Below are 21,785 nucleotides of genomic sequence, written 5' to 3' on the forward strand. Positions count from 1 at the left end.
GTTCATTCTCCGCTCTGGCGTTGTTGACGCTCCAATTCATTCTGTGCAGGACCAGCGTCGATGCGGTCACAAGTGCGCGCTTCAAGCCAGAGTTCCACATCCTTTCGGCGGTAGCCGATGCGACGCTCACTCAGTCGGACGAAACGGGGTCCATTGCCATTGGAGCGAAGCCGCTGAAGGCTAGGAAGGGAGATGCCAAGCCATTTCGAAAGGATCTTTTCGGTGACAACCGTATCAATATAGCCATCCATAAACATATCTCCAGGATGATCAGGATGAGCTATGATACCTAGTGGCAATCAATTGTCTATAATTGGCTGGTTTCAGGTCGGTTACATTGAATAATATTTGCCTCATCTACCGAGATTCGTGGCGTTTGGCGAAGACCCTGCCGCCAAGTGTCGATTTCCATGCAGACTGCTGAACGTTCGGAAGGGGAGGATTCCAACAGCATGCGCCGCAGCACTTGGTCGGGCCAGGCAAGCGCTTCATTCGGCGGTGCGTACGATTTGACACAAAATTTCGTGCCACTTCTCTAGCGCTACCTTCTTTGCGTCTCGGAATGAGGCGCGATTGTATACAGCAGCTACCCCCTGTTGCTTGTGGGCAAGCAACGCCTCGATCACGATAGGCTCCACGCCCGCATCATGAAGTCTCGTGGAGAAAGTCCGCCGGAGGTCGTGAATGCTCCAAGGCTGTATGTTCGCATCGCTTTTCGTGAGCTTTGCGTCCAGAGACTCCTTGCTCTTGCTCCATCCAGAAAAGCCATTGCCGCGCCTACCGAAGACGCTGCCCTCGGCCTGAGTTGGCCGCACTGGAAGATGAGCGGCAATCTTGGGGAGGAGCGAGATTTCATGAATCTGGCCTCCCTTCATCCGCTCTGCCGAAATCAGTATCTTGTCGTCGTAGATTTCGGGCCAGCGCAACCCGCCAATTTCAGTTCGGCGACAGCCCGTCAGCATGCAGAGCCGAACGATCCGGGCATAATCTTCGGCACCGCTGGTTACTTGCCAGATCACGCGCAACTCATTGTCATTGAGGATACGTTCGCGTGCCTTCTCCTGCTGGCGAGGCGTAAACGCGACCGGATTGTTGTCTGTTTCGATGGTTCCACTGCGTAGCCCCCAAGTCCACATTGCGCTGAGGGCTGCCCTCAATCTATTGGCTGCGACCGGGCCGGATGCTTCCGCTACACCGTCCAAAAGTAGCGCTATGTCTCGCCGTCGCACGGTTTCCACCCGCTCGTGATGAAGGGGGGCTGCATGCCGCATGAGATGGCGTTCGGTTTCCAAATAGGAGCGTGGCTTCTGGCGCGCTCGCGCGTGCCTCAGATAGGTCTCGACGACCGTAAATAGGGAAGCGGCATTCCGCTTTGCCTTCCTTTGAACAGATGGGTTAGTCCCTTGCGTGACATTTGCTGCGTAACGGCGCGCCGCCTCGCGAGCAGCATCAAGACTGACCGCCGTCAGATCGCCAAGTGCAATTCGCCGCGTGCGCTTGTGCTCATCCCGATATTGATAAACCCAGGTCCTTCGTTGCGAGCCAAGAGCTCGTATCCCCAGGCCCCGACAGCCGGCATCCCAAAAGAACGCTTCGGGCCGCCCGTCGGGGCAACGCATCCGGGCAATGTTCGCCTTCGTGAAGGTGTCTGGCGCGGGCGGGCGTAGCGTCGAGCCGGGTAGACGAATAACGTTATCTGGAAGCGCGGTGGAAGCAGGACCAGGCGTGGAAGCAGGATGCTTCTGAGGGCTCATGACGGATTTCTTCTCCAACTGACTGATGCTATCAGGCAATATTGCCGTGTTTTAGGTAGCTTGGCAATGTTTCTGATGCTTCCAGATCGGCTGTGCTACTCAACGAAATGATAGAGCACCAGACTACGAATCTGGGGGTCAGGAGTTCGAATCTCTTCGGGCGCGCCATTTCCGCCGAATCTGCGATTTCCTGCGATCCGCTTTCGGTCTTGGGCTCGCATATGAAGAGCAGGTCGCGGAACACGTTGCCGAGCACCGCCTCATCCGAGTGCTGGAGAACTGGACGCCGCCTATTCCGGGCTTCTTCATTTATTACCCCAGTCGTCAGCCTGACTGCGCTATAAACGCGCTGCGATGTTCTTGAAACGGGAGAGTACGCGGCGACCGTTATCTGGGCGCAGCGACGCTGAATGCTCATTCACGCCGCCGCGCAGCACGCTCACTTTTCTTCCGCCTTTCCCGGATCAGGGCCCAATAGGCCTCGCTCCAGCCAGATACCGCTCATTGTCAAACGGCTCGGCGTGGGTGCTGCCCGGGCTCCACATGTGGCGGTGGGTCTCGGTCAGATTGCCGAGATAGACATGCAGCGCGCCTGAGCGGGCGATGCCGGTGTTGGCCACCGCGTGCACGGTATCAGGGGTCATGTGCACCACCGCGGGCGCCGCGATGTCGTGGCGTTCCGGCGCATCGATCTCGCTGCCGTCGACGGGATAGATGAAGTTGGTCTCGCTGCCCTTGTAGATGCCGATCAGCGCATCCATCAGATGGTTGTGCGGCGGGTACCGCAGGCCGGGCGACAGCGTGATGTGGTAGATGGTCAAGTCAGGGCTGGCATGCAGCAGCACCTCATCGTCGTCTTCCTCATGCGCGAGCACGCCTGATGCATGGAAGCGGTCGGTGTGTTCGCGCAGCACCGCCTTGACCCGTTCGATGGCATGAGCACCTTTGGCTGCGTTGACGATACCGGCGGTTACGGCGTAGAGAGGCGAGTTGGCGGCAAGAGACATTTGTCGTCATCTCCATTGGGAAGCTCAACCAATACAGCTGAGATGCTCAGGCTAGCGAATGCCGACAGACCCGTCAACCGGATGGTCGAAACGGGCAAGCAGACTACGCGGGCAGACTACGCGGGCAGACCACACGGGCAGGCAGATATGGCTCTTCCGAAATCAGTGTCACCGTCCGCCGTCAAGGCGCCGTCGACCGCCGACATATTGCGCAGCGAGGAAGCTTATGAGCAGCTGAAGAGCGACATCGTCGCCTGCGTCCTGCAACCCGGCGAAAGCCTGACCGAAAAGCAGATCGGCGACCGCTACCAGATCAGGAAGGCGACGATCCGCTCGGCTTTGGCCCGCCTGACGCAGGAAGGGCTGATCAAGAGCGAGCCGCGCCGCGGTTATGTCATCGCACCGCTTAGCCTGCGCGACGTCAACGAGATCTTCGACCTCCGCAGCCTGATCGAACCGGAAGTGTTCCGGGTGGCCGCGGCAAACCTCACCGAACGCGGGCTCGACGACATCAGGCTGGCGGCGCAGAAGGTGCTGAAGCCGGAGACGCTGCGCAGCCATGTCGCCTTTCTGGCGGCCGACCGCGCCTTTCGCCTGGCCCTGGCTGAACTCTCCGGCAATCTGCGGCTGGTTCGCCTGCTCGACCAAACGCTCGACCAGTCGGAGCGTGTCCTCCATCTCGGCTTCAAATCGCGCGACTTCACGCAAGCGATCATCGGCCAGCAGAAGGAGTTGGTGCTTGCCTGCGAGCTGGCCGAAGTCTCGGCCATCGCAAAGCTTGCCCGCTCGCAGTGCCTGTCGCTCAAGAAGCAGGTGCTCGAGGCCTTGCTCGCCGGCTCCAAGCTGCAGGACGCCAATTTGCAAAGCTTCGCCTGAGGCGCGAAGTCCGCGCTCTCTGGCCGATGCTTACTCGTCGATGAAGCGGATGTCCGCATCGGCAAGGCAATAGGGCGCGTAGCGGAAATCGCGGATATGGCTGACCTTTCCATCCTGCCAGTCGACCAGCATGAAGCCGCGCACGGCGTCATCTCCCGTTTGCGGGTTGCGGATCAGGATGGCCGGCCTGCGGTCGACGAAGCCGAGCGACAGCGCCCAGTCCTGGACACGGTCGTAATTGCCGAAATAGTTGGAAACCTGCGCCTTGCCGCGCATGCGGGTGCGGTTGACGACTTCAAGCTGGATATCCTCGGCGATCAACGCGCGCACGGCGTCGAAGTCGCGCGCGTTGAACAGGTCGACATAGCGGCGCAGGCGCCGCTCGTCGTCGGCGTCGAGCTTTGGGGCAGGCGCCTGCTCGTCCTGTGACGCCAGCAGGCGCAGCTGCGACCGCCCGCGATGCAGCGCTGCCTTGGTCGCGGCCAGCGTCGCGCCGGACACTTCGCAGGTTTCGTGCAGGCTGAGGCCAAGCACGTCGACAAGGATCACGGCGCTGCGCTGCACTGTTGCCAGCTGCATGAAGCTTCGCAGGCTGGCGGCGGTGGCGAGCCTCGCATCGGCGCTTGCGGAGGGGTCTTCGATCGTCGTCATGTCGGTCTCGCTCATGCGCGCCTGCTCCCGCTGGCGCCGGCGCAGATGATCCTGCGCGGCATTGTGGGCTATGCGGAACAGCCATTGCTCCGGACGCCCAACGGTGGCGTCGCCGTCGATGGCCTGCAGTGCCTTGATCAGTGTCTCCTGGACGATGTCCTCGCCATCGATCACCGAGCCGGCCATGCGGGCGCAGTAGCGGTGCAGCTTCGGTCGCAAGGCGCCGAGCATCGCCTCCAGGGCAACGCGGTCGAGTTTTGCTGTGTTCATCCTGTCCGTTCCCAAAATGCCGGTCTTTGCATTCAAGCCGGCACGACCTCGCCGGCCAGCATACGATAATTGCCGACGATCTTTGCCGGCGATCTGGCAAGCGGCGTCGAGCGGCGCCCGGCATGATCGGCGCTGAAGGCCTTGAAGGCTGCGAGCCCCGTCAGGCCGTCGCCATCCTGGCTGACAAGATGGATGAACTCGCCATTCTCCAGTTCCAGGACGAGGTAGCGCACGGATTGCGGCTTCGTGTCGTCGAGTGCCTCGAACACCTGTGCAACCAGCATACGGTTCTCGGCGATGCTTTCGTCCTTCACGCCGTAGCGGATGAGATTGTAGCCCATTGTCGTCTCCTGTTTTTCAACTCTGCACAGAGAAGACGTTTCGCGGCCTCGAAAAGATTCGTCGCCCGGCGAATCTTTTCGATCGTCCGGATCGTCTTTCCCGTCGACGGCTGCGCGGCAGCCGTCCAGGAGCAGGAGAGACCCATCATGCACATCCAGTTTGCCGAATTGCCGGTGTTCGACCAGGACCGCGCCAAGGCCTTCTACACCGGACATCTTGCTTGCCAAGTGGCGGAGGACCAGCTGATGGGCGACAGCGGCTGGCGCTGGATCGAGCTGACATTTCCCGGCGCCGTCACCAATTTGCATTTCGTCAAACGCCCCGATGACACGCCGGGCACTGAGCCCGTGCTGGTGCTCGTTGATGGCGATGTCGAGGCAACGGTCGCGGGCCTGAAGGCGCGCGGCGTCGAAATCATCACCGAGCCGCAGGAAGCGCCTTGGCAGCCGGGCCGCACAGTCGCCGAATTCCGCGACAGCGAGGGCAACCGCATGGTTGTCGCCAGCAAATGATCGGACCCGGCGCAAAGCCGAACTTTGACATGAGAACAACAGGAGAGATGGACATGACCCCCCAAACGTCGACGCTGAAAGTACCGGGCGCCAGCCTCTATTATGAGATGCGCGGTTCCGGCCCCGTACTGTTGATAATCCCCGGCGGACCGCAGGACGCCGGCGTCTTCGCCGATGTCGCGGGCCACCTCGCCGACCGCTACACGGTGGTCGCCTATGATCCGCGCGGCAATTCGCGCAGCACCTTCGACGGAGAGCCGCAAGAGCAGGACCTCGATGTCCATGGCGACGATGCCGCGCGATTGATCGAGGCGCTTGGCGCCGGACCGGCCTATGTGTTCGGCACCAGCGGCGGCGCCCAGATCGGGCTCAACCTCGCCGCCCGCCATCCCGGCCGGGTTCGTGCACTGGTGGCGCATGAGCCGCCCAGCATGATGCTGCTCGACGACCCGTCGCCGTCACTGGCCGGCATGCGCGACCTGCACGACACCTATCGCAGCCAGGGTGTCGAGGCGGCGATGCAGAAATTCTTCAGCGAGAACAGCCTGTCGGAAGGGCCGGGTCAGGATGAAGCCGGGCCGCAGGACGGACCGCCTTCGTTCGAACCGTCGCCCGAGGAGGCCGAGACCTTTGCCAGGGTCAGCGGCAATTTCGAATACTGGCTGGCGCATGGCGTCATGCCGCTGTCGCTCTACCGTCCTGATATCGAGGCGCTGCGCGGCCGCCCGGTCGTGGTCGGCATCGGCGAAGAGTCCATCGGCCAGCCGATCGACGGCATGGGCAAGGCGCTGGCCGACGGGCTCGGCAGCAAGCGCGCCGCCTTCCCCGGCGACCACATGGGCTTTGCGCCCTATCCCGACCGCTTCGCCGAGACCTTGCACCTGACGCTCAGAGGCGCGTGAGATCGTCAGTTCAACAGGAAAGGAGCGTCCGCATGCACAATGCGGACGCCCTTCTCCCATGAAATTACCCGCTAAGATTGCTGTATCAGACGGCCTCCCAGCCTTCCTTGCCGCCGGCGCGGAAGATGGCGTCGATGACCTTCTGGTTGAGCACGGACTCCTCCAGCGTGAAGACACGCTCCTTGCCACCCTGTGCCGCCCTGGCAAACGTCTCGACCTCGCGCCGGTATTGCTGCGTGCCGGGAAAGCGGAACACCTGCGCCTCCGTATGGTTCTGGTTGTGCAATTCGATGCGGTGATGGTCGTAGAGCCCGGCATTGAACGGCGAGAACACCTCGATGAAACCCTTCTCGCCGTGGAACACCATCACCTGCCGCGCCGCCATCTGCGTCGACAGATAGAAGGACAGTTCGAAATCGCCGAAATCGGCGCGGATCGAGGAATAGATGTCGGTGCCGAATTTCTTGTCGCGCTCGATCGTCGCCTGCACGCGCAGTGGCTCCTTGCCGCTCGAAAACCGCGTCGACACCGTCGGATAGACGCCGATATCAGGCAGCGCGCCGCCGCCGAGATCGAGCTGGTTGCGCATGTTGGTGGGATCGACATTGTAATAGGAGAAGGCGCCCTGCACATGGCGCAGCCGGCCGATGGCGCCATCGGCGATGAGATCGCGCACCTTGATCCATTGCGGGTGGTAGATGACCATGAAGGCCTCGCAGACCAGCACCTTCTTCTGGTCGCGCAGCTTGATCAGCGGTGCGATATTCTTGGCGTCGAGCGCCAGCGGCTTTTCCACCAGCACATGCTTGCCCGCTTCGATGGCCTTGGCCGTCCACTCGACATGCTGCGAGGTCGGCAGCGGGATGTAGACGCCGTCGACGTCTTTCGAAGCGAGCAGCTCCTCATACGAACCAAAGGCATGCCTGGCGCCGAACCGCTCGCCCAGGGCCTCGGCCTTCGACAGGTCGCGGCTGGCGATCGCGGACAAAACGCCATTCTCGGCCTCGACGATTGCCGGCAACAATTGCTCGCGGCCGATCTTGGCCGTCGACAAAACACCCCATCGGAACATCAGGCTTCTCCTATCGATTTACAGGCGAGGAGGTTTGCCCGAAATTGCAGGAAAAGCCAATGCGGATCGCTGGTCCTGCTAGCCTCGCTTGCCCGTTAGCGTCATGTCGAAATTGACGATATTCGAATAGATCGGCGTGCCGACATCCATGCCGTACCGGGAGCGCAGCACCTTGCCGGTGACGTGGAATTTAATGACGCCGCCCTTCAGCCCGCCGAGCTCGGCAGTGAACTTTTCCGCAAACGTCTTGCCGCGCGCCGTCAGCCGGCCGCTGACCAGCGCCGTGGTGTCGCTGGTTCGGGTTACGCTGGTCGAGCGGAACTGGATTTCGGGGCTGTTGGCCACGTCGAACACCGCATCGGAGCGCAGGAAGGCGTCGATGCGGCCCTGGCCGGTGCCGACGCTTTCGGGATAGATGGTGAAGTTGACCGCGGAACGGCCGACATCGCTGTTGTCGATGCGGATGGAGCCCTTGAAGCGGCCAAAGGCGCCGTCGAGGCCGCCGCCACCGACCTTGCCGATGGAGAAGCGAATGCTGGAGCTGGCCGGGTTGACCGTGTAGCTGCCGGCGGCGTCGCCGAGGTCCACAGCGGCGGAGACAGGCATGGCAAGGCAAGCGGCAACAGCCGCCAATCCGAAGATGCGCGCATACATGGGTTTTGTCCTTACTGGGGCAGGCGAAGTGTTGCGCCCTCACTCCAATGAACGAATGCGCGGCGCGCGCTATTCCATGTCCTGATCTGACGAAGGCGTGATCATGCGCGTGAGCACGCTGTCGCGCAGCCAGAAATGATGCCGCAGCGCCGCCAGCGCATGCAGCGCAACCAAGGCAATGCCGGCATAGGCGAGATACCAGTGTGCTGCCGCCCAGAAGTTTTCCGCCGCATCGGACACGCCGAGCGGCAGGTTCGGCATCACGAAAAGGTTGAACGGCATGCTGGGGATCTCCAGCATCGACACCGAAACCAGTGCCCAGCCGGACAGCGGCACCGCGAGCTGGAAGCCATAAAGTGCCAGATGCGCCAGCGGCGCCGTCCGACGCTCCAGGCCTCCGACCGAGGCCGGCAAGGCCGGGGCCGCATTGCCGAGCCGCCAGGCAATGCGCAGGATGAGGAGGCCGAGCAGCAGGAAGCCGAAGGATTTGTGCAGCTGGATCAGCTCGAAGGCGGTGCGCTGGCTGGTCAACCGCACCATGATGAAGCCGAGCATGAACTGGCCGATGAACAGGATGCCGATCAGCCAGTGGAGGACGATCGCCGCCCAGCCGTAGCGGGTTGAGTTGTTGGTGATGAATGCCGGCATGGCTGGTGAACGAATGGCAGCTGGGCTTTCTTCCACCCTCCCCACAAGGGGGAGGTGGCTAAGCACCGACCTTGAAGAAATCCACAAACGCCCGCAGCGCCGGGCGCATCTGGCGGCGGCTGGGGTAGTAGACGAAGAAACCGTCGAAGGGCGGACACCAGTCTTCCAGCACGCGGATCAAGCGGCCGTCGGCGAGCGGCGCGCGCACATAATCGTCGAAGACGAAGGCGAGCCCTGCGCCGTCGACCGCTGCCTGGGCGATCAGATGGTCTTCGTCGAGGATCAGCGGCCCTTGCGCCGCGATCTCGATCTCTTCGCCATCCTTCTCGAATTCCCAGCGGTAAAGAATGCCGCTGGAAAAACGGAAGCGGATGCAGCGGTGGTCGGCAAGATCGCGCGGATGGCGGGGTCTTGGCATGGTCGCGAAATAGGATGGCGCGCCGACCGCGGCGCCGCGAAGGTCCGGTCCGATGCGCACCGCGATCATGTCGCGCTGCAGGCTCTCACCGAGCCGCACGCCGGCATCGAAGCCGCCTTCGACGACGTCGGTGAAGCGATCCTCGATGACGATTTCCAGCACGATGTCGGGATAGGCCGCGGCAAAGCCGCCGAGCCTGGGCGTCAATGCCAGGTGGGCCGCGGTGCGCGGCACGGTCAGCCGCAGGTTCCCGGCCGGCCGGTCGCGCGCCTCGATCGCCGTTTCCAGCGCCAGATCGATCTCGGACAGCGCCGGCCGCAGCCGTTCGAGCAGCTGCGCGCCCTCCTCCGTTGGTGCCACGCTGCGGGTGCTGCGCGCCAAAAGCCGCACGCCGAGCCGCGCCTCCAGGCTGGACACGGCATGGCTAACTGCCGAGGGCGCGATGGCCAGTTCGCGCGCCGCGCCGCGAAAACTACCGCATTGGGCGACTGTTGCCAGTACAGCGAGTTGAGAAAGATGCGCTCGGTTCATTGCTCTATTTTATAGAACAGCCCGTGCGAATGACAGCCAATTATCGAACGTAAAGCCAGGCGCTATCTCTGTTTCATCGCAACAAGGAGATGCGCCATGAAAACCCGCAAACTTGGTACTGAGCTCGAAGTCTTCCCCGTCGGCCTCGGCTGCATGGGCATGAGCTTCGCATATGGCGGTCAGGCAGAGGTTGACGCAATCGCCACGCTGCGCCGCGCTGTCGAGATCGGCGTGACGTTTTTCGACACCGCCGAAGTCTATGGTCCCTTTGAGAACGAGATCCTTCTCGGCAAGGCGTTGAAGCCGGTGCGCGACAGGGTGACGATCGCCACCAAATTCGGCTTCAAGATTTCCGAGGAAGGCTCAGGCCTCGAACGCATGGTCGGCGTCGACAGCCGCCCGGAGCACGTCAAGGCGGTGGCGGAAGCCTCGCTGAAGCGGCTCGATACCGATGTTATCGACCTCTACTACCAGCACCGCGTCGATCCCGACGTGCCGATAGAGGACACGGTCGGTGCCATGGCCGAGCTGGTGCGCGATGGCAAGGTGCGGGCGCTGGGCCTGTCGGAGGTCAGTGCCGCCACCATCCGCCGGGCGCACGCCGTGCATCCGATCGCTGCCGTGCAGAGTGAGTACTCGCTTTGGAGCCGCGACCCCGAAGACGAAGTGTTCGATGTCTGCCGCGAACTCGGCATCGGCTTCGTCCCCTACAGCCCGCTCGGTCGCGGCCTGCTCACCGGCACCATCGCCAAGCCCGAGGCCCTCAGCGACGACGATTGGCGCCGCACCTTGCCGCGTTTCCAGGCCGACGCCATGGCGGCAAACGCCAAGGTCGTTGCGACGCTGGAAAAGCTGGCGGTGGAAAAAGGCGTCACATCGGCGCAGCTGGCGCTGGCTTGGGTGCTGCACCAGGGCGACTTCATCGTGCCGATCCCCGGCGCAAGAAAGATACGCCATCTCGAGCAGAACACGGCGGCGGTCGGGATCGAGCTGAGCGCGGCCGAGGTGGCGGCGATTGGCGACGCGCTGTCGCCGGATAAGGTGGTTGGCAAGCGCTATACGGAGGAACTGTTGGCGCTGGTGAATGGGTGAACAAGCGGGGGAGCTTGGCGCCCTGAGAAGTCAGCGCGCGGCACCCCCCTCTGTCCTGCCGGACATCTCCCCCGCAAGGGGGGAGATCGGCTGTCGTCGCTGTTTTCGCCAATCACCAACGTTGCAGAAAGTGCGCCAACGATGAAGCTGCCAATCTCCCTCCTTGCGGGGGAGATGGCCGGCAGGCCAGAGGGGGGTGCCTCGCGCCGCCATTTCGTATCACCAAGGCACCACCGTAATCTCCGGCCAGCACGCCTTCGCCCTCGCCCCCTTCGCCTCATGCGTGCGCCTGTTATCCATCAGCCGGTTGGGCGTGATGCGAAACGCGAAGAGGTCATCCAGCCCGAACGGCGCCACGATCTCAAGCTGCTCGTCGGCATCGTATCGCACCCCGACCGCATGCGTCTTCGAGGCGAAATAGCTCACCGACTCGCTGGAGCTCGTATAGCGCGGGCAGGGCTGGCCGAATTTCTGCGGATACCACAGATGCACCCGTGCCTGGTTGCGCACCTCGGCCGGCAGAGCCAGCCCCTCGAAATGCTGCGCCGCCCGGCGGATGACCGCGTCCTCGGCCTCGTAGGACAGGTCGCTGTCATCGAAGTAGAAGAGATCGACATCCTTGATGCCGTAGCCCGGCGGCTTGCCGGTCAGATGGTTCCAGATGCTGTTGTAGAGCGCGCCGGACACCACCAGCCAGTCCGGCAACGCCAGCGTGCGGGCCCGCTCCAGCGCGTCGCTGACGAGCGCATCCGCCAACACCATTGCGAGAAACGCTTCGCGCTGGGCTTCGAACGGCAGACCGGAATAGCGCAGATGGTCCATCGCCCTTTGGAGAGCGATTCGCAACTGCCGGCAATCCTCAGAAGCAATTCCAGGAAAAAGTGTGTAGCGGTTTTCCTGGGAAAGCGCGCCGCGCTTTCCCTAAGACGCGCTTTCCCTAAGAATTGCGTGAAGGCGAAATATGTAGGGCGGGCGTTAGCCGCTCTACGTTCTCAGCATGCCGCCCGTTTGCTTGCCGACATTGTCGACGATGCGCTTGGCCAGCGCCTCGAAATCCTCGTCGGTGAGCGTCTTTTCAACCGGCTGGATAGACACTTCGATGGCAATCGACTTCTTGGCGGCCCCGAGAGATGCCCCCTCGAACACGTCGAACACCGAAACGCCGGTGACCAGCTTCTTGTCGGCAGCGAGCGCCGCGCGCACCAGCGTACCGGCCTCGACCGCCTTGTCGACGACGAAAGCAAAGTCGCGCTTCACCGCATGGAAGGCGGACAGCTCGAGCTTCGGCTTGGTTTTCGTCGGCTTGGCCTTCGGTTCCGGCACGGCGTCGATATAGACCTCGAAACCGCAGATCGGTCCGGAAACGTCCAACCCCTCCAGCGTCTTGGGGTGGAATTCGCCGAACGTGCCGAGCACGGTCTTCGGGCCGAGCTTGATCGTGCCGGAGCGGCCGGGATGGTACCAGGCCGGACCGCCTGGCTCGATCTGCAGCCTGTCGACCGGGGCGCCGCAGGCTTCCAGCGCTGCAATCGCGTCGGCCTTGGCGTCGAATACGCCGACCGGACCGGAATTGCCGGCCCAACTGCGGCCGGAGCCGTCGAGCTTGGCGGTGCCGCGGCGCACACCGGCCGCAACGCGCCGCTGCTGGTCGGGGCCGTCGCCCTCATAGGTACCGGAGACCTCGAACAGCGCGACATCGCCGATGCCCTTGTCGGCATTGCGCTGCGCGGCGACGATCAGGCCGGGCAACAGCGAGGGCCGCATATCGGACATGTCGGCTGCAATCGGATTGGCGAGCTTCAGCGCCGTCTGGCCGCCGCCGAACAGTTCGGCGTGTTTGGCCGGGATGAACGACCAGGTGAGAACCTCCAGCATGCCCCGCACGGCGAGCGAGCGCTTAGCAATGCGGGTGCGCACCTGCAGCGTCGTCAGGATCTTGGAATTGACCGCTTCATGAGCGCCGAGCGGCTGCGGCGCGATGTTGTCGACGCCGTGAATGCGCATGACTTCCTCGACCAGGTCGGCTTTGCCATCGACATCGGGCCGCCAGGACGGCACCGCCACATCGACGATGTCGTCCGAGCCCTGCGGCTCGAAGCCGAGGCGCGAAAGGATGTCGAGGCTTTCCGCCTTTGGCACTTCGGTGCCGGTCAGCCGCTTTACTTCCGAGATCGGGAAGGAAACGATCTTAGGCTTGTAGCCGGCATAGCCAACGACCTCGGTTTCCGTCGGCTCGCCGCCGCAGAACTCCAGCACAAGCTTTGTCGCCAGCTCGACGCCGGGCACCATGAATTCTGGGTCGACGCCACGCTCGAAACGGTAACGGGCATCGGTGATGATGCCGAGCGTACGGCCAGTGCGGGCCGTGGTGATCGGATCCCAAAGAGCGGATTCGATCAGCACGTCCGTGGTGTTCTCGTCGCAGCCGGAATGCTCGCCGCCCATGACACCGGCGATCGATTCGACGCCATTGTCGTCGGCGATCACGCACATCTGCGGCGTCAGCGTGTATTCGCGCCCGTCAAGCGCCAGCACCTTCTCGTCGTCGCGTGCGCGGCGCACGACGAGATTGCCGGCGACCTTCTTGGCATCGAACACATGCAGCGGCCGGCCACGGTCGAAGGTGACGTAGTTGGTGATGTCGACCAGCGCGCTGATCGGGCGCAAGCCGATGGCGATCAGCCTTTGCTGCAGCCATTTCGGCGACGGCCCGTTCTTCACGCCTTTCACCAGGCGCAGCGCGAAACCGGGGCAGAGCTCCGGCGCCTCGATGGTCACCTTGACCGGCGTTTCACCTTTGCCAGGGACCGCTTCGACCGGCGCGGTCTTGAGCCGGCCAAGCCCGCTTGCCGCCAGGTCCCGGGCGACGCCGTAAATGCTGGTCGCATCCGGCCGGTTCGGCGTCAGATTGATCTCGATCACCGGATCGTCGAGATGCGCGTAAGCCGCGAAGCTGGTGCCGACAGGCGCATCGGCCGGCAGGTCGATAATGCCATTGTGCTCATCCGACAGCTCCAGCTCGCGCTCGGAACACATCATGCCATGGCTCTCGACGCCGCGGATCTTGCCGACGGTCAGCGTCACGTCGATACCGGGCACATAGGCGCCGGGCGCGGCGAAGGCGCCGATCAGGCCGGCGCGGGCATTCGGCGCACCGCACACCACCTGGACAGGGGCTGCGCCATTGCCGGTGTCGACGGTCAGCACCCGCAGCCGGTCGGCGTCGGGATGCTGCACCGCCGTCAGCACCTTGGCGATGACGAACGGCTTCAGGCCGGCCTTGTCGTCGACATGCTCGACTTCGAGGCCGATCGAGGTCAGCCTCTCGACGATCTCGTCGAGCGTGGCGTCGGTGTCGAGATGATCCTTGAGCCAGGAAAGGGTGAGTTTCATCACTATGTTCCGTTTTGTCTGTACCCGCCCGGACCTTGTCCATCGGGTCTGGGCACGCTTGTCTTCAAATGGCGCGGCAAGTCGTCGGGCATATGCACGAAGGGCAGCTGCTCGCGCACATAGGCATGGTGCGTCGGCCGGAAATAAGCCGGCATGTCCATGGCGCCCAGCATGAAATAGATGTGGTCTTCCAGCCGCTCGTCGACATAGGCGATAGGCGAGCCGCAAATGCCGCAGAACGAGCGTGTAACCGGGCCGTTCTCGTACATCTTCAGTGCCTTGCCGGTGAAAGCCACCTGCTCGGTAAGGAAGCCGACAAAGGCCGACACCGGCGCGCCGCTGGCGCGCCGGCAATCGCCGCAATGGCAATAGCTGACATGGTGCGGTTCGACCGAGGCCTCGAACCGTACCGCGCCGCAGCGGCAGCCACCGGCGTGCGGCGCCGTCATGCGGAAAGACCTCCGAACAGCGTCGGCATGTCGAGCGGCCGGAAACCGTAATGCGACAGCCAGCGGACATCGGCGTCGAAGAAGGCGCGCAGGTCCGGCATGCCGTATTTCAGCATGGCGATGCGGTCGATTCCCATGCCCCAGGCAAAGCCCTGATATTCGTCGGGATCGAGCCCGCCGGCGCGCAGCACATTGGGGTGGACCATGCCGCAGCCGAGGATCTCCATCCAGTCGGAGCCTTCGCCGAAGCGCACTTCGCCGGGCCGCGAGCGGTCGCATTGGATGTCGACCTCGAGGCTTGGCTCGGTGAACGGGAAGAACGACGGCCGGAAGCGCATCTTGACCTGCGGCACCTCGAAGAAAGCCTTGCAGAATTCTTCCAGCACCCACTTCATGTTGGCGACATTGGCCGATTTGTCGATCACCAGCCCCTCGACCTGATGGAACATCGGCGAGTGGGTAGCGTCGGAATCCTGCCGGTAGGTCTTGCCGGGAATGACGATGCGGATCGGCGGCTTCTGCTTCTCCATGGTGCGGATCTGTACCGGCGAGGTGTGCGTGCGCAACAGCTTGCGCTCGCCCTTTTCGTCCGGCTGGAAAAAGAAGGTATCGTGCATCTCGCGCGCCGGATGCCCTTCGGGGAAATTCAGCGCGGTGAAATTGTAATAGTCGCTCTCGACATCGGGACCTTCTGCGATGGCAAAGCCGAGATCGCCGAAGATCGCCGCGATCTCGTCGATGACCTGGCTGATCGGATGGATGCGGCCGCGCTCGGCCGGCGATTGCCGCACCGGCAGCGTCACGTCGACCGTCTCGGCGGCAAGGCGCGCCGTGACCGCCACATCCTTCAGCTCGGCCTTGCGTGTCGTCAGCGCTTCGGTGACGCGGTTCTTCAGGCCGTTGATCGCGGGGCCCTTGACCTGGCGCTCCTCGGCGCTCATCGCGCCCAGTGTCTTCAGCAATTCCGAGATCGACCCCTTTTTGCCGAGAGCCGCGACGCGCACGGCTTCGATAGCAGCCTCATCGGCGGCCGACGCGACGTCGGCCATCAGGGAGTTTTCGAGAGTATCCAAGCCGGTAGCTATGTCGTTCACGGTCAAACTCGCTGTGTTGGGAGTCAACTTTGAGGTGAAAGTCACTTTCAAGTTGAAAGTTCAGCCATAAGAAAAACCCGCGCCAGCCGTGCCAGCGCGGGTTCCCCAATCAGAATTGCGAATGCTGGGAAGCGCTGGGCTCGGAGGCCGATCCCGAAAAGTTGCAGACTTTTCGGAAAGATCGCGCTCCTCGCTAAATTTCCCTGAGCATGATGTTGTCCAAAAAGTCAGCAACTTTTTGGCATCATGCTCTAGGCGACAGCGCTTTCAAAAGCATTCGGGGTGGTGTTCTTCAGATATTCGAGCGCGACCTTGGCCTTGGCCACGAGTGCGGCGAACGCCTGCGGTTCATGGATGGCCATGTCGGACAGGATCTTGCGATCGATCTCGATACCGGACTTGTTGAGGCCGTCGATGAAGCGGCCATAGGTCAGGCCATGCTCGTGCGTCGCGGCGTTGATGCGCTGGATCCACAGCGCGCGGAACGAGCGCTTGCGGTTCTTGCGGTCGCGATACGCATACTGCATCGACTTTTCGACCGCCTGCTTGGCGATGCGAATGGTGTTCTTGCGGCGGCCGTAGAAGCCTTTCGCGGCTTTCAGGACCTTCTTGTGCTTGGCGTGCGAGGTGACGCCTCTTTTTACGCGTGCCATGTCATGATCTCCTTAAACGCTGTTCCTGAAACCGAATGCTCAGAGGCCGTTCGGCAGAAAATTCTTGATGACCTTCTTGCCATCCGGTTCAGCCAGAACCATCGTGCCGCGGGCATTTCGAATGAACTTGTTGGAACGCTTGATCATGCCGTGACGCTTGCCGGCCGCAGCCGACAGGACTTTACCCGTACCTGTGATCTTGAACCGCTTCTTGGCGGCCGATTTGGTCTTCATCTTGGGCATTTTGCTACTCCGTATTGGTGGCGCACAATCGCGCTTCTTGTTCGCTTCGGGCGGACCAAAAGCCCGAAAAGCAAATGAAACCGCCACGGCATGCCCTGCCGGGCGGTTTTCTTGGAACGGCGGTCCTATACGTCAAAGCGGGCTGGCGCGCAACACCCGAGCGGCTGCGACGCTCTCTCCGCGATCAGGGCAGCCTAAACAGCACCGGCAGAATGCCCGATTGCTGGGCACCATCGATGGTCTCGAACACCGGCAACGCCACCAGAAACACCAGCCCGTCGAGCAAGGTGGTCAGCAAGAGGCGCGGCTTGAAGCTGCCGGTGTCGCCTTCCTGGTAGAGCGACAGCTGGGGGAAGAAACGCGGCACCCGCGCCAGATAGGCTGTGTAGGGCGCGCCGAGAACCTCCTTGAGATACCGTTCCTCGCGCAGGATGACGATGTGGAAGGCGCCGGCGCACAAAAGCGCAAACAGGACGATGCCGGAGAACGAGCCGATCTGCGCCCCGACGCCGGCGGCGGCAACGGTCGAGAACACGTAGAGAGGATTGCGGGTGATCGAATAGGGTCCGCCGGTGACCACTTCGGAGGATTTGCGCCCCCCGATATAGAGTGTCGACCACAAGCGGCCGACGACGCCAAGGAAGATCAGCAGCACGCCGACCATCTCGATCGTTTCATGCACCGGGGTATCGGGCGGGAAGGTCGACTGGCCGAACAGCAGTGCCGCAAACAGCACCACCACCAGCACCGCAAGCACCATCCGGCGCATGTGCTGGTAGCCGCCCAGCTCCTTGATGGGCGCAGGGTTGATTTCATTGGCCATGTCGGGAATCCGATCGTCGAGAAGCTTTGCCGGCGATCGCGGCGTCTGGACAGGAGAATCGGCGTCCCGCCGATCGCCGGGACGCCATGAGACAGGATTCAGGCGGATTTAGAGCGCAACGCCCGAACTGATCTAGCGCGGGGCCAGCACCATCATCATCTGGCGGCCTTCCAGCTTCGGCTCGGCTTCGACCTTGGCGATGGTAGCCGTCTCCTCGCGCACCTTGTTCAGGAGCTGCATGCCGAGTTCCATATGCGCCATCTCGCGGCCGCGGAAGCGCAGCGTCAGCTTGACCTTGTCACCTTCCTCGAAGAAGCGCCGCACGGCCTTCATCTTGGTTTCGTAGTCATGGCTGTCGATGTTCGGGCGCATCTTGATCTCCTTGATCTCGATGACCTTCTGGTTCTTGCGCGCCTCGGCCGCCTTCTTCTGGTTGGCGTATTTCAATTTGCCGAGATCGAGAATTTTGACGACAGGCGGCACCGCATTGGGCGAGATCTCGACCAGATCGAGCCCTGCCTCTTCGGCGAGCAGCAATGCGTCGTTGATGGAAATATCGCCGCGGTTCTGGCCATCGGCGTCGATCAGTTGGACCCGGGGAACCCGGATATCACGGTTGGAGCGCGGGCCATCTTTGGTGGGCGCCGCTGCTTTGAAAGGTCTGCGAATGGTCGTGGTCTCCTTGGCCGTTTCGTTCAGGGTTTCAATCTAGAAATGTTCAGGACGCGCCAATGTGGTGAGCGCGCGGGCGGAGTCAATAGCACAGCGCTGACAGAAAATCACCCTGATCGCAGGCCTGCACCAAACAAAGGATGTCGCGAGCACTTTCCGCCTCGCCTGTGCCTGTGTCAAAAGACCGGCGAGTAAAATCAGGCTCCCGCAATCAGGCCCCCAGGACCAGGATTGATCCACAGCCATGACCGCGACCACCCCAACCCTGCTGGATGTCGACGGCATTGATATCGCGGTTCGCCATTCCTCGGGCGCAACGCCCGGCATCGTCTGGCTCGGCGGCTATAAATCCGACATGCTGGGCACGAAGGCGCAGACGTTGTCGGATTGGGCGGCAAGGGAAGGCCGCGCGTATCTGCGCCACGATTATTCCGGCCATGGCGAATCCGGCGGCGCCTTTGCCGACGGCACCATTTCGAAATGGCTTGGCGAGAGCCTCGCCGTCTTCCGGCGTTTCACCGAGGGCAAGCAAATCCTGGTCGGCTCGTCGATGGGCGCCTGGATCGCGCTGCGCATGGTGCAGGAACTGCGCAAGGCGGGCGACAGCAATGTGGTTGGCCTGGTGCTGCTCGCGCCGGCGCCGGATTTCACCGCCGAGCTGGTCGAGCCGGCTCTGACGGAGGAACAGAGGCGCGACCTCCGGGAGAAAGGCTTTTTCGAAGAACCTTCGGACTATTCCGCCGAGCCTTACATCTACACAAGCGCGCTGATCGAGGACGGCAGGGCGAACCGGGTCATGACCGGGCCGATCGATACCCATTGCCCCGTCCACATCCTGCAGGGCCTGGCCGATGCCGATGTGCCGGCAAGCCATGCGCTGAAGCTGGTCTCGCTGCTGCCGGCCGACGACGTCACCTTGTCGCTCATTCCCGACGGCGACCACCGCCTGTCGCGGCCGCAGGATCTCGACATGCTGCTGAGGGCGGTGGGCGACATGGTTCAGCGGGCGGGGTAGGCGAGAATGCGCATTTCCATCCCGATATCCGCCTTTGTCGCGGCAATCGTCGGCTTCGGCGGCACGCTGGCCGTCGTCATTGCCGCCGCCAAGGCGGTTGGCGCCACGCAAGCCGAAACCGCGAGCTGGGTGACGGCAGTGTGCGTGGCGATGGCGATCGAATGCTTGTGGCTGTCCTGGCGCACGAAAATACCCATCATCACCGCCTGGTCGACACCGGGCCTGGCGCTGATGGCGGCATCGAGCGGGTTTACCATGGCCGATGCGGTCGGCGCCTTCATCGTCACCGGCCTAATGTTGATCGCCACCGGCCTGTTCAAGCCGCTGACCCAGCTGATATCAAGGATACCGGCGTCAGTCGCGTCCGGCATGCTGGCGGGCATCGTCGTCACCTTCGCGCTCAATGCCGTCAAGACCATTCCGGTCGACCCCTGGTTGATCCTGCCGCTGATCGCGGCCTTCTTCGTCATTCGCCTGTTCAACCCGGCGCTGTCGGTGCTGGCGGTGCTGATCGGCGGCGGCATCGCCGCCTTCCTGACAGGCCGCGTCGGCGGACTGCCGGCACCGGAACTGTCGACGCTGACGCTGATTGCTCCGCATTTCAGCGCCGCAGCTGTCATCGGCCTGGCGCTGCCGCTCTACCTCGTCACCATGGCGTCGCAGAACCTGTCGGGTCTCGCCGTCTTGCGCGCCGCCGGCTATCACCCCGAACCCGGCCCGCTGATCGGCGTCACCGGCCTGTTCTCGCTGCTGTCGGCGCCGTTTGGCGGCTCGACCACCAATCTGGCCGCGATCTCTGCGGCGATCTGCACCGGGCCGGACGTCCATCCCGACCCGGCCGAGCGCTGGAAGACCGGACCCTTCTATGCACTTGCCTATCTGATCTTCGCGGTTTTCGGCGCCTCGCTGGTGGCGATCTTCGCAGTGCTGCCGCAAAGCCTGATCGTGCTGGTGGCCGGCCTGGCGTTGATGGGGTCGCTGGCCAACGCGCTGGCGATCGCGCTCAAGGACGAGGACCAGCGCATGGCGGCTACTGTCACCTTCGTTGTCACCGCGTCGGGGCTGACTTTGTTCGGCGTTGGCGCCGCCTTCTGGGGCTTGGTCGCCGGCCTGGTCGTGCTTTTCCTCGAAGCGGTCAAAAAGCGATAATCAATTCAGGACCTTGTCCGGTTTTGGCGGACGTTGTCTTGAATCGCCGTTTTTCTCATCCCATTTCGAATCCACGCAGCCGCTCTTGGCTGTCTCCAACCGAAGGAATGGGAGAAAATGAACACATCCGCATTGATCCGCCCGGCCTGGACGCCGGCGACCATCGCGCTGATGGTGATCGGCTTCATGGTGTTCTGGCCGCTTGGCTTCGCCATGCTCGCCTACATCATCTGGGGCGACCGGCTTGACGGCTTCAAGCGCGACGTCAACCGGGCCACCGACGGCATCTTCGCCGGCTGCCGTCGCGGTTCCGACAAGGCCGCGCGCTGGGGCCACGGTTCGGCCCGCACCGGCAATGTCGCTTTCGACGACTGGCGCGAGAAGGAACTCGAACGCCTCGCCGAAGAGCGTCGCAAGCTCGATGAGATGCTGAGCGAGTTCGACGAGTACGCCCGCGAATTGCGCCGCGCCAAGGACCAGGACGAGTTCGACCGCTTCATGGCCAACCGCAACAAGTCGACAGCGCCTGCGAAGACAGGCTCGGCCGAAACGGCCAAGCCCGCGACGCCCAAGCGCAAGGGCCCGAACCTGCTTGACGACTGAGGCTGCGCGCATGACCCCGAAAATCGAAACCGATTTTCGGAAAGGTTCATGCGCCGAATTAGAGTGCTACAGCGTCCTTTGCGCGTCAGAGACGCGCGGCGCTCTAAGACAGGCCTTGGCATGATGGACGGCGTCGCGCGAGCGGCGCCGTTTCTTTTTTGTTCTGGTCGTTTTCCTCGAATCGCGTATCGTTCAGCCATGTCCTTCGGCTTTTTCCGCAACCTGACCAAACCAAAACCCTCGCCTGTCGAAGAGCGAGAGCACGTCGTTGCCGGCCGCACACTGCCGCTCAGGATCGTCGAGAGCGCCCGCGCACGGCGGCTGACGCTGCGCATCGATTCGGGCGGCCAGGGGCTGCGCATCACCGTGCCGCCGGGCCTGCGCCGCGGCGAGGTGGAGAAATTCCTTCACCGCCATCAGGGCTGGCTGGAGCAGCGTCTGGCCAAGGTACCGACACGGCCGCAAGTGCGCCCCGGCATCAAGATCCCGATACGCGGCGTCGCGCATCGCATCGTCCACGAACCGTCGAAACGCGGCACCGTCACCGTGTCGCGCGACGAGCGCGGTCCGCTGCTGATCGTCCATGGCGAGCGCATACATTTGCCGCGCCGCATCGCCGATTTCCTCAGGCGCGAGGCCAAGAAGGACATCGAGAAGCTGGTGGTCAAGCATACCGAGGCCATCGGCAAGCGCGCCAAGGCTATCCGCTTCAAGGACACGTCGAGCCGCTGGGGCTCCTGCACTTCCGACGGCAATTTGTCCTTCTCATGGCGCATCATGATGGCGCCGACGCCGGTGATAAACTACTTGGTCGCGCATGAGGTGGCGCATCTCAAGGAGATGAACCACGGCCCGAAATTCTGGAAACTGTGCGAGCAGCTCTGCCCCGACACCGACCGCTGCAAGGACTGGCTGAAGCGGAATGGTGGGGCATTGCAGGCGATTGTGTTCGATTAGCCTTC

The 21,785-nt window shown here is 62.8% G+C and carries 26 protein-coding genes; 8 read left to right on the forward strand and 18 right to left on the reverse strand.

Annotated elements, in window-relative coordinates; all coding sequences use genetic code 11:
* Positions 1-2: 2 nt before the first annotated feature.
* The 4 genes from NKK52_RS25995 to NKK52_RS26010 all read right to left on the reverse strand — a co-directional run bounded on the left by NKK52_RS25995 (position 3) and on the right by NKK52_RS26010 (position 2,761).
* On the reverse strand, positions 3-251 hold the full coding sequence (locus tag NKK52_RS25995; protein WP_198031472.1) for a helix-turn-helix transcriptional regulator: 249 nt from the start codon (positions 249-251) through the stop codon (positions 3-5).
* Between the two features lie 237 nt (positions 252-488).
* Positions 489-1,772, reverse strand: a complete 1,284-nt coding sequence (locus tag NKK52_RS26000) for a tyrosine-type recombinase/integrase (protein WP_156939217.1) — start codon at positions 1,770-1,772, stop codon at positions 489-491.
* A 13-nt stretch (positions 1,773-1,785) separates the two neighbouring features.
* A complete protein-coding gene (locus NKK52_RS32270; protein WP_156939218.1) occupies positions 1,786-2,172 on the reverse strand; it encodes a hypothetical protein in 387 nt (128 codons plus the stop codon).
* Positions 2,173-2,218: 46 nt separating this feature from the next.
* On the reverse strand, positions 2,219-2,761 hold the full coding sequence (locus tag NKK52_RS26010; protein WP_023672266.1) for an autotransporter: 543 nt from the start codon (positions 2,759-2,761) through the stop codon (positions 2,219-2,221).
* Between the two features lie 147 nt (positions 2,762-2,908).
* Here NKK52_RS26010 and NKK52_RS26015 point away from each other — a divergent pair, with 147 nt between their 5' ends.
* On the forward strand, positions 2,909-3,637 hold the full coding sequence (locus NKK52_RS26015; RefSeq protein ID WP_023672267.1) for a GntR family transcriptional regulator: 729 nt from the start codon (positions 2,909-2,911) through the stop codon (positions 3,635-3,637).
* Positions 3,638-3,667: 30 nt separating this feature from the next.
* Here the strand turns inward: NKK52_RS26015 and NKK52_RS26020 are convergent, their stop codons facing one another.
* Together NKK52_RS26020 and NKK52_RS26025 are read right to left on the reverse strand one after the other, a co-directional pair.
* Positions 3,668-4,558 carry a sigma-70 family RNA polymerase sigma factor gene (locus NKK52_RS26020; protein WP_023672268.1) on the reverse strand — a complete coding sequence of 297 codons (891 nt, stop codon included), beginning with the start codon at positions 4,556-4,558 and terminating at the stop codon, positions 3,668-3,670.
* 32 nt (positions 4,559-4,590) lie between these two features.
* On the reverse strand, positions 4,591-4,899 hold the full coding sequence (locus NKK52_RS26025) for a hypothetical protein (RefSeq protein WP_023681378.1): 309 nt from the start codon (positions 4,897-4,899) through the stop codon (positions 4,591-4,593).
* Positions 4,900-5,046: 147 nt separating this feature from the next.
* On the opposite strand from NKK52_RS26025, the gene NKK52_RS26030 reads away from it, so the two are divergent.
* Entirely contained in the window at positions 5,047-5,412 is a 366-nt protein-coding gene (locus NKK52_RS26030) for a VOC family protein (RefSeq protein WP_023672270.1), read from the forward strand.
* Positions 5,413-5,465: 53 nt separating this feature from the next.
* Positions 5,466-6,314 carry an alpha/beta hydrolase gene (locus NKK52_RS26035; RefSeq protein ID WP_245261692.1) on the forward strand — a complete coding sequence of 283 codons (849 nt, stop codon included), beginning with the start codon at positions 5,466-5,468 and terminating at the stop codon, positions 6,312-6,314.
* A gap of 85 nt (positions 6,315-6,399) precedes the next feature.
* On the opposite strand, the gene NKK52_RS26040 is transcribed toward NKK52_RS26035, so the two are convergent.
* The 4 genes from NKK52_RS26040 to NKK52_RS26055 form a co-directional block, all read right to left on the reverse strand.
* On the reverse strand, positions 6,400-7,386 hold the full coding sequence (locus NKK52_RS26040; protein ID WP_023681380.1) for a Gfo/Idh/MocA family protein: 987 nt from the start codon (positions 7,384-7,386) through the stop codon (positions 6,400-6,402).
* A gap of 78 nt (positions 7,387-7,464) precedes the next feature.
* The gene (locus NKK52_RS26045; protein ID WP_023681381.1) at positions 7,465-8,040 is read right to left on the reverse strand and encodes a YceI family protein; all 576 of its coding nucleotides are present in this window, start codon (positions 8,038-8,040) and stop codon (positions 7,465-7,467) included.
* Between the two features lie 69 nt (positions 8,041-8,109).
* On the reverse strand, positions 8,110-8,688 hold the full coding sequence (locus NKK52_RS26050) for a cytochrome b (RefSeq protein WP_023681382.1): 579 nt from the start codon (positions 8,686-8,688) through the stop codon (positions 8,110-8,112).
* 58 nt (positions 8,689-8,746) lie between these two features.
* Positions 8,747-9,637, reverse strand: coding sequence for a LysR family transcriptional regulator (locus NKK52_RS26055; protein WP_023681383.1), 891 nt, complete (start codon positions 9,635-9,637; stop codon positions 8,747-8,749).
* 96 nt (positions 9,638-9,733) lie between these two features.
* Between NKK52_RS26055 and NKK52_RS26060 the strand changes: the two genes are divergently transcribed.
* Complete coding sequence (locus NKK52_RS26060; RefSeq protein WP_023681384.1) at positions 9,734-10,729, forward strand: aldo/keto reductase; 996 nt, start codon at positions 9,734-9,736, stop codon at positions 10,727-10,729.
* A 219-nt stretch (positions 10,730-10,948) separates the two neighbouring features.
* On the opposite strand, the gene NKK52_RS26065 is transcribed toward NKK52_RS26060, so the two are convergent.
* The 8 genes from NKK52_RS26065 to infC all read right to left on the reverse strand — a co-directional run bounded on the left by NKK52_RS26065 (position 10,949) and on the right by infC (position 18,053).
* Positions 10,949-11,551 (reverse strand): nucleotidyltransferase family protein, encoded by a 603-nt coding sequence (locus tag NKK52_RS26065; protein WP_023681385.1) that lies wholly within the window; start codon positions 11,549-11,551, stop codon positions 10,949-10,951.
* Between the two features lie 162 nt (positions 11,552-11,713).
* The gene (pheT, locus tag NKK52_RS26070) at positions 11,714-14,122 is read right to left on the reverse strand and encodes a phenylalanine--tRNA ligase subunit beta (protein ID WP_023681386.1); all 2,409 of its coding nucleotides are present in this window, start codon (positions 14,120-14,122) and stop codon (positions 11,714-11,716) included.
* Between the two features lie 2 nt (positions 14,123-14,124).
* A complete protein-coding gene (locus NKK52_RS26075; RefSeq protein WP_023681387.1) occupies positions 14,125-14,571 on the reverse strand; it encodes a GFA family protein in 447 nt (148 codons plus the stop codon).
* Positions 14,568-15,620 carry a phenylalanine--tRNA ligase subunit alpha gene (gene pheS, locus NKK52_RS26080; protein ID WP_032891898.1) on the reverse strand — a complete coding sequence of 351 codons (1,053 nt, stop codon included), beginning with the start codon at positions 15,618-15,620 and terminating at the stop codon, positions 14,568-14,570. The genes NKK52_RS26075 and pheS overlap by 4 nt, the downstream gene beginning before the upstream one ends.
* Before the next feature lie 296 nt (positions 15,621-15,916).
* Positions 15,917-16,318, reverse strand: a complete 402-nt coding sequence (gene rplT, locus NKK52_RS26085) for a 50S ribosomal protein L20 (protein WP_023672281.1) — start codon at positions 16,316-16,318, stop codon at positions 15,917-15,919.
* Between the two features lie 39 nt (positions 16,319-16,357).
* Positions 16,358-16,561 (reverse strand): 50S ribosomal protein L35, encoded by a 204-nt coding sequence (rpmI, locus tag NKK52_RS26090; protein ID WP_006201248.1) that lies wholly within the window; start codon positions 16,559-16,561, stop codon positions 16,358-16,360.
* Positions 16,562-16,745: 184 nt separating this feature from the next.
* Entirely contained in the window at positions 16,746-17,384 is a 639-nt protein-coding gene (locus tag NKK52_RS26095) for a methyltransferase family protein (RefSeq protein ID WP_023681388.1), read from the reverse strand.
* 132 nt (positions 17,385-17,516) lie between these two features.
* Complete coding sequence (gene infC, locus NKK52_RS26100) at positions 17,517-18,053, reverse strand: translation initiation factor IF-3 (RefSeq protein WP_023744911.1); 537 nt, start codon at positions 18,051-18,053, stop codon at positions 17,517-17,519.
* Positions 18,054-18,300: 247 nt separating this feature from the next.
* Between infC and NKK52_RS26105 the strand changes: the two genes are divergently transcribed.
* The 4 genes from NKK52_RS26105 (at position 18,301) to NKK52_RS26120 (ending at position 21,780) form a co-directional block, all read left to right on the forward strand.
* Entirely contained in the window at positions 18,301-19,071 is a 771-nt protein-coding gene (locus NKK52_RS26105) for an alpha/beta hydrolase (protein WP_023681389.1), read from the forward strand.
* Between the two features lie 6 nt (positions 19,072-19,077).
* A complete protein-coding gene (locus NKK52_RS26110) occupies positions 19,078-20,220 on the forward strand; it encodes a benzoate/H(+) symporter BenE family transporter (protein ID WP_023681390.1) in 1,143 nt (380 codons plus the stop codon).
* Positions 20,221-20,337: 117 nt separating this feature from the next.
* Complete coding sequence (locus NKK52_RS26115) at positions 20,338-20,823, forward strand: DUF2852 domain-containing protein (protein ID WP_023672286.1); 486 nt, start codon at positions 20,338-20,340, stop codon at positions 20,821-20,823.
* Between the two features lie 198 nt (positions 20,824-21,021).
* Positions 21,022-21,780 carry a M48 family metallopeptidase gene (locus NKK52_RS26120; RefSeq protein ID WP_023681391.1) on the forward strand — a complete coding sequence of 253 codons (759 nt, stop codon included), beginning with the start codon at positions 21,022-21,024 and terminating at the stop codon, positions 21,778-21,780.
* Positions 21,781-21,785: the final 5 nt, after the last annotated feature.

Source organism: Mesorhizobium sp. C277A (assembly GCF_040324395.1).
GTDB lineage: Bacteria > Pseudomonadota > Alphaproteobacteria > Rhizobiales > Rhizobiaceae > Mesorhizobium.

Excerpts from the sequence above, each read along its gene's own strand:
- NKK52_RS25995 (WP_198031472.1), bottom strand. The coding sequence starts at position 251 with ATGGATGGCTATATTGATACGGTTGTCACCGAAAAGATCCTTTCGAAA.
- NKK52_RS32270 (WP_156939218.1), bottom strand. The coding sequence starts at position 2,172 with ATGAGCATTCAGCGTCGCTGCGCCCAGATAACGGTCGCCGCGTACTCT.
- NKK52_RS26010 (WP_023672266.1), bottom strand. The coding sequence starts at position 2,761 with ATGTCTCTTGCCGCCAACTCGCCTCTCTACGCCGTAACCGCCGGTATC.
- NKK52_RS26015 (WP_023672267.1), top strand. The coding sequence starts at position 2,909 with ATGGCTCTTCCGAAATCAGTGTCACCGTCCGCCGTCAAGGCGCCGTCG.
- NKK52_RS26020 (WP_023672268.1), bottom strand. The coding sequence starts at position 4,558 with ATGAACACAGCAAAACTCGACCGCGTTGCCCTGGAGGCGATGCTCGGC.
- NKK52_RS26025 (WP_023681378.1), bottom strand. The coding sequence starts at position 4,899 with ATGGGCTACAATCTCATCCGCTACGGCGTGAAGGACGAAAGCATCGCC.
- NKK52_RS26030 (WP_023672270.1), top strand. The coding sequence starts at position 5,047 with ATGCACATCCAGTTTGCCGAATTGCCGGTGTTCGACCAGGACCGCGCC.
- NKK52_RS26035 (WP_245261692.1), top strand. The coding sequence starts at position 5,466 with ATGACCCCCCAAACGTCGACGCTGAAAGTACCGGGCGCCAGCCTCTAT.
- NKK52_RS26040 (WP_023681380.1), bottom strand. The coding sequence starts at position 7,386 with ATGTTCCGATGGGGTGTTTTGTCGACGGCCAAGATCGGCCGCGAGCAA.
- NKK52_RS26045 (WP_023681381.1), bottom strand. The coding sequence starts at position 8,040 with ATGTATGCGCGCATCTTCGGATTGGCGGCTGTTGCCGCTTGCCTTGCC.
- NKK52_RS26050 (WP_023681382.1), bottom strand. The coding sequence starts at position 8,688 with ATGCCGGCATTCATCACCAACAACTCAACCCGCTACGGCTGGGCGGCG.
- NKK52_RS26055 (WP_023681383.1), bottom strand. The coding sequence starts at position 9,637 with ATGAACCGAGCGCATCTTTCTCAACTCGCTGTACTGGCAACAGTCGCC.
- NKK52_RS26060 (WP_023681384.1), top strand. The coding sequence starts at position 9,734 with ATGAAAACCCGCAAACTTGGTACTGAGCTCGAAGTCTTCCCCGTCGGC.
- NKK52_RS26065 (WP_023681385.1), bottom strand. The coding sequence starts at position 11,551 with ATGGACCATCTGCGCTATTCCGGTCTGCCGTTCGAAGCCCAGCGCGAA.
- pheT (WP_023681386.1), bottom strand. The coding sequence starts at position 14,122 with ATGAAACTCACCCTTTCCTGGCTCAAGGATCATCTCGACACCGACGCC.
- NKK52_RS26075 (WP_023681387.1), bottom strand. The coding sequence starts at position 14,571 with ATGACGGCGCCGCACGCCGGTGGCTGCCGCTGCGGCGCGGTACGGTTC.
- pheS (WP_032891898.1), bottom strand. The coding sequence starts at position 15,620 with ATGGCCGACGTCGCGTCGGCCGCCGATGAGGCTGCTATCGAAGCCGTG.
- rplT (WP_023672281.1), bottom strand. The coding sequence starts at position 16,318 with ATGGCACGCGTAAAAAGAGGCGTCACCTCGCACGCCAAGCACAAGAAG.
- rpmI (WP_006201248.1), bottom strand. The coding sequence starts at position 16,561 with ATGCCCAAGATGAAGACCAAATCGGCCGCCAAGAAGCGGTTCAAGATC.
- NKK52_RS26095 (WP_023681388.1), bottom strand. The coding sequence starts at position 17,384 with ATGGCCAATGAAATCAACCCTGCGCCCATCAAGGAGCTGGGCGGCTAC.
- NKK52_RS26105 (WP_023681389.1), top strand. The coding sequence starts at position 18,301 with ATGACCGCGACCACCCCAACCCTGCTGGATGTCGACGGCATTGATATC.
- NKK52_RS26110 (WP_023681390.1), top strand. The coding sequence starts at position 19,078 with ATGCGCATTTCCATCCCGATATCCGCCTTTGTCGCGGCAATCGTCGGC.
- NKK52_RS26115 (WP_023672286.1), top strand. The coding sequence starts at position 20,338 with ATGAACACATCCGCATTGATCCGCCCGGCCTGGACGCCGGCGACCATC.
- NKK52_RS26120 (WP_023681391.1), top strand. The coding sequence starts at position 21,022 with ATGTCCTTCGGCTTTTTCCGCAACCTGACCAAACCAAAACCCTCGCCT.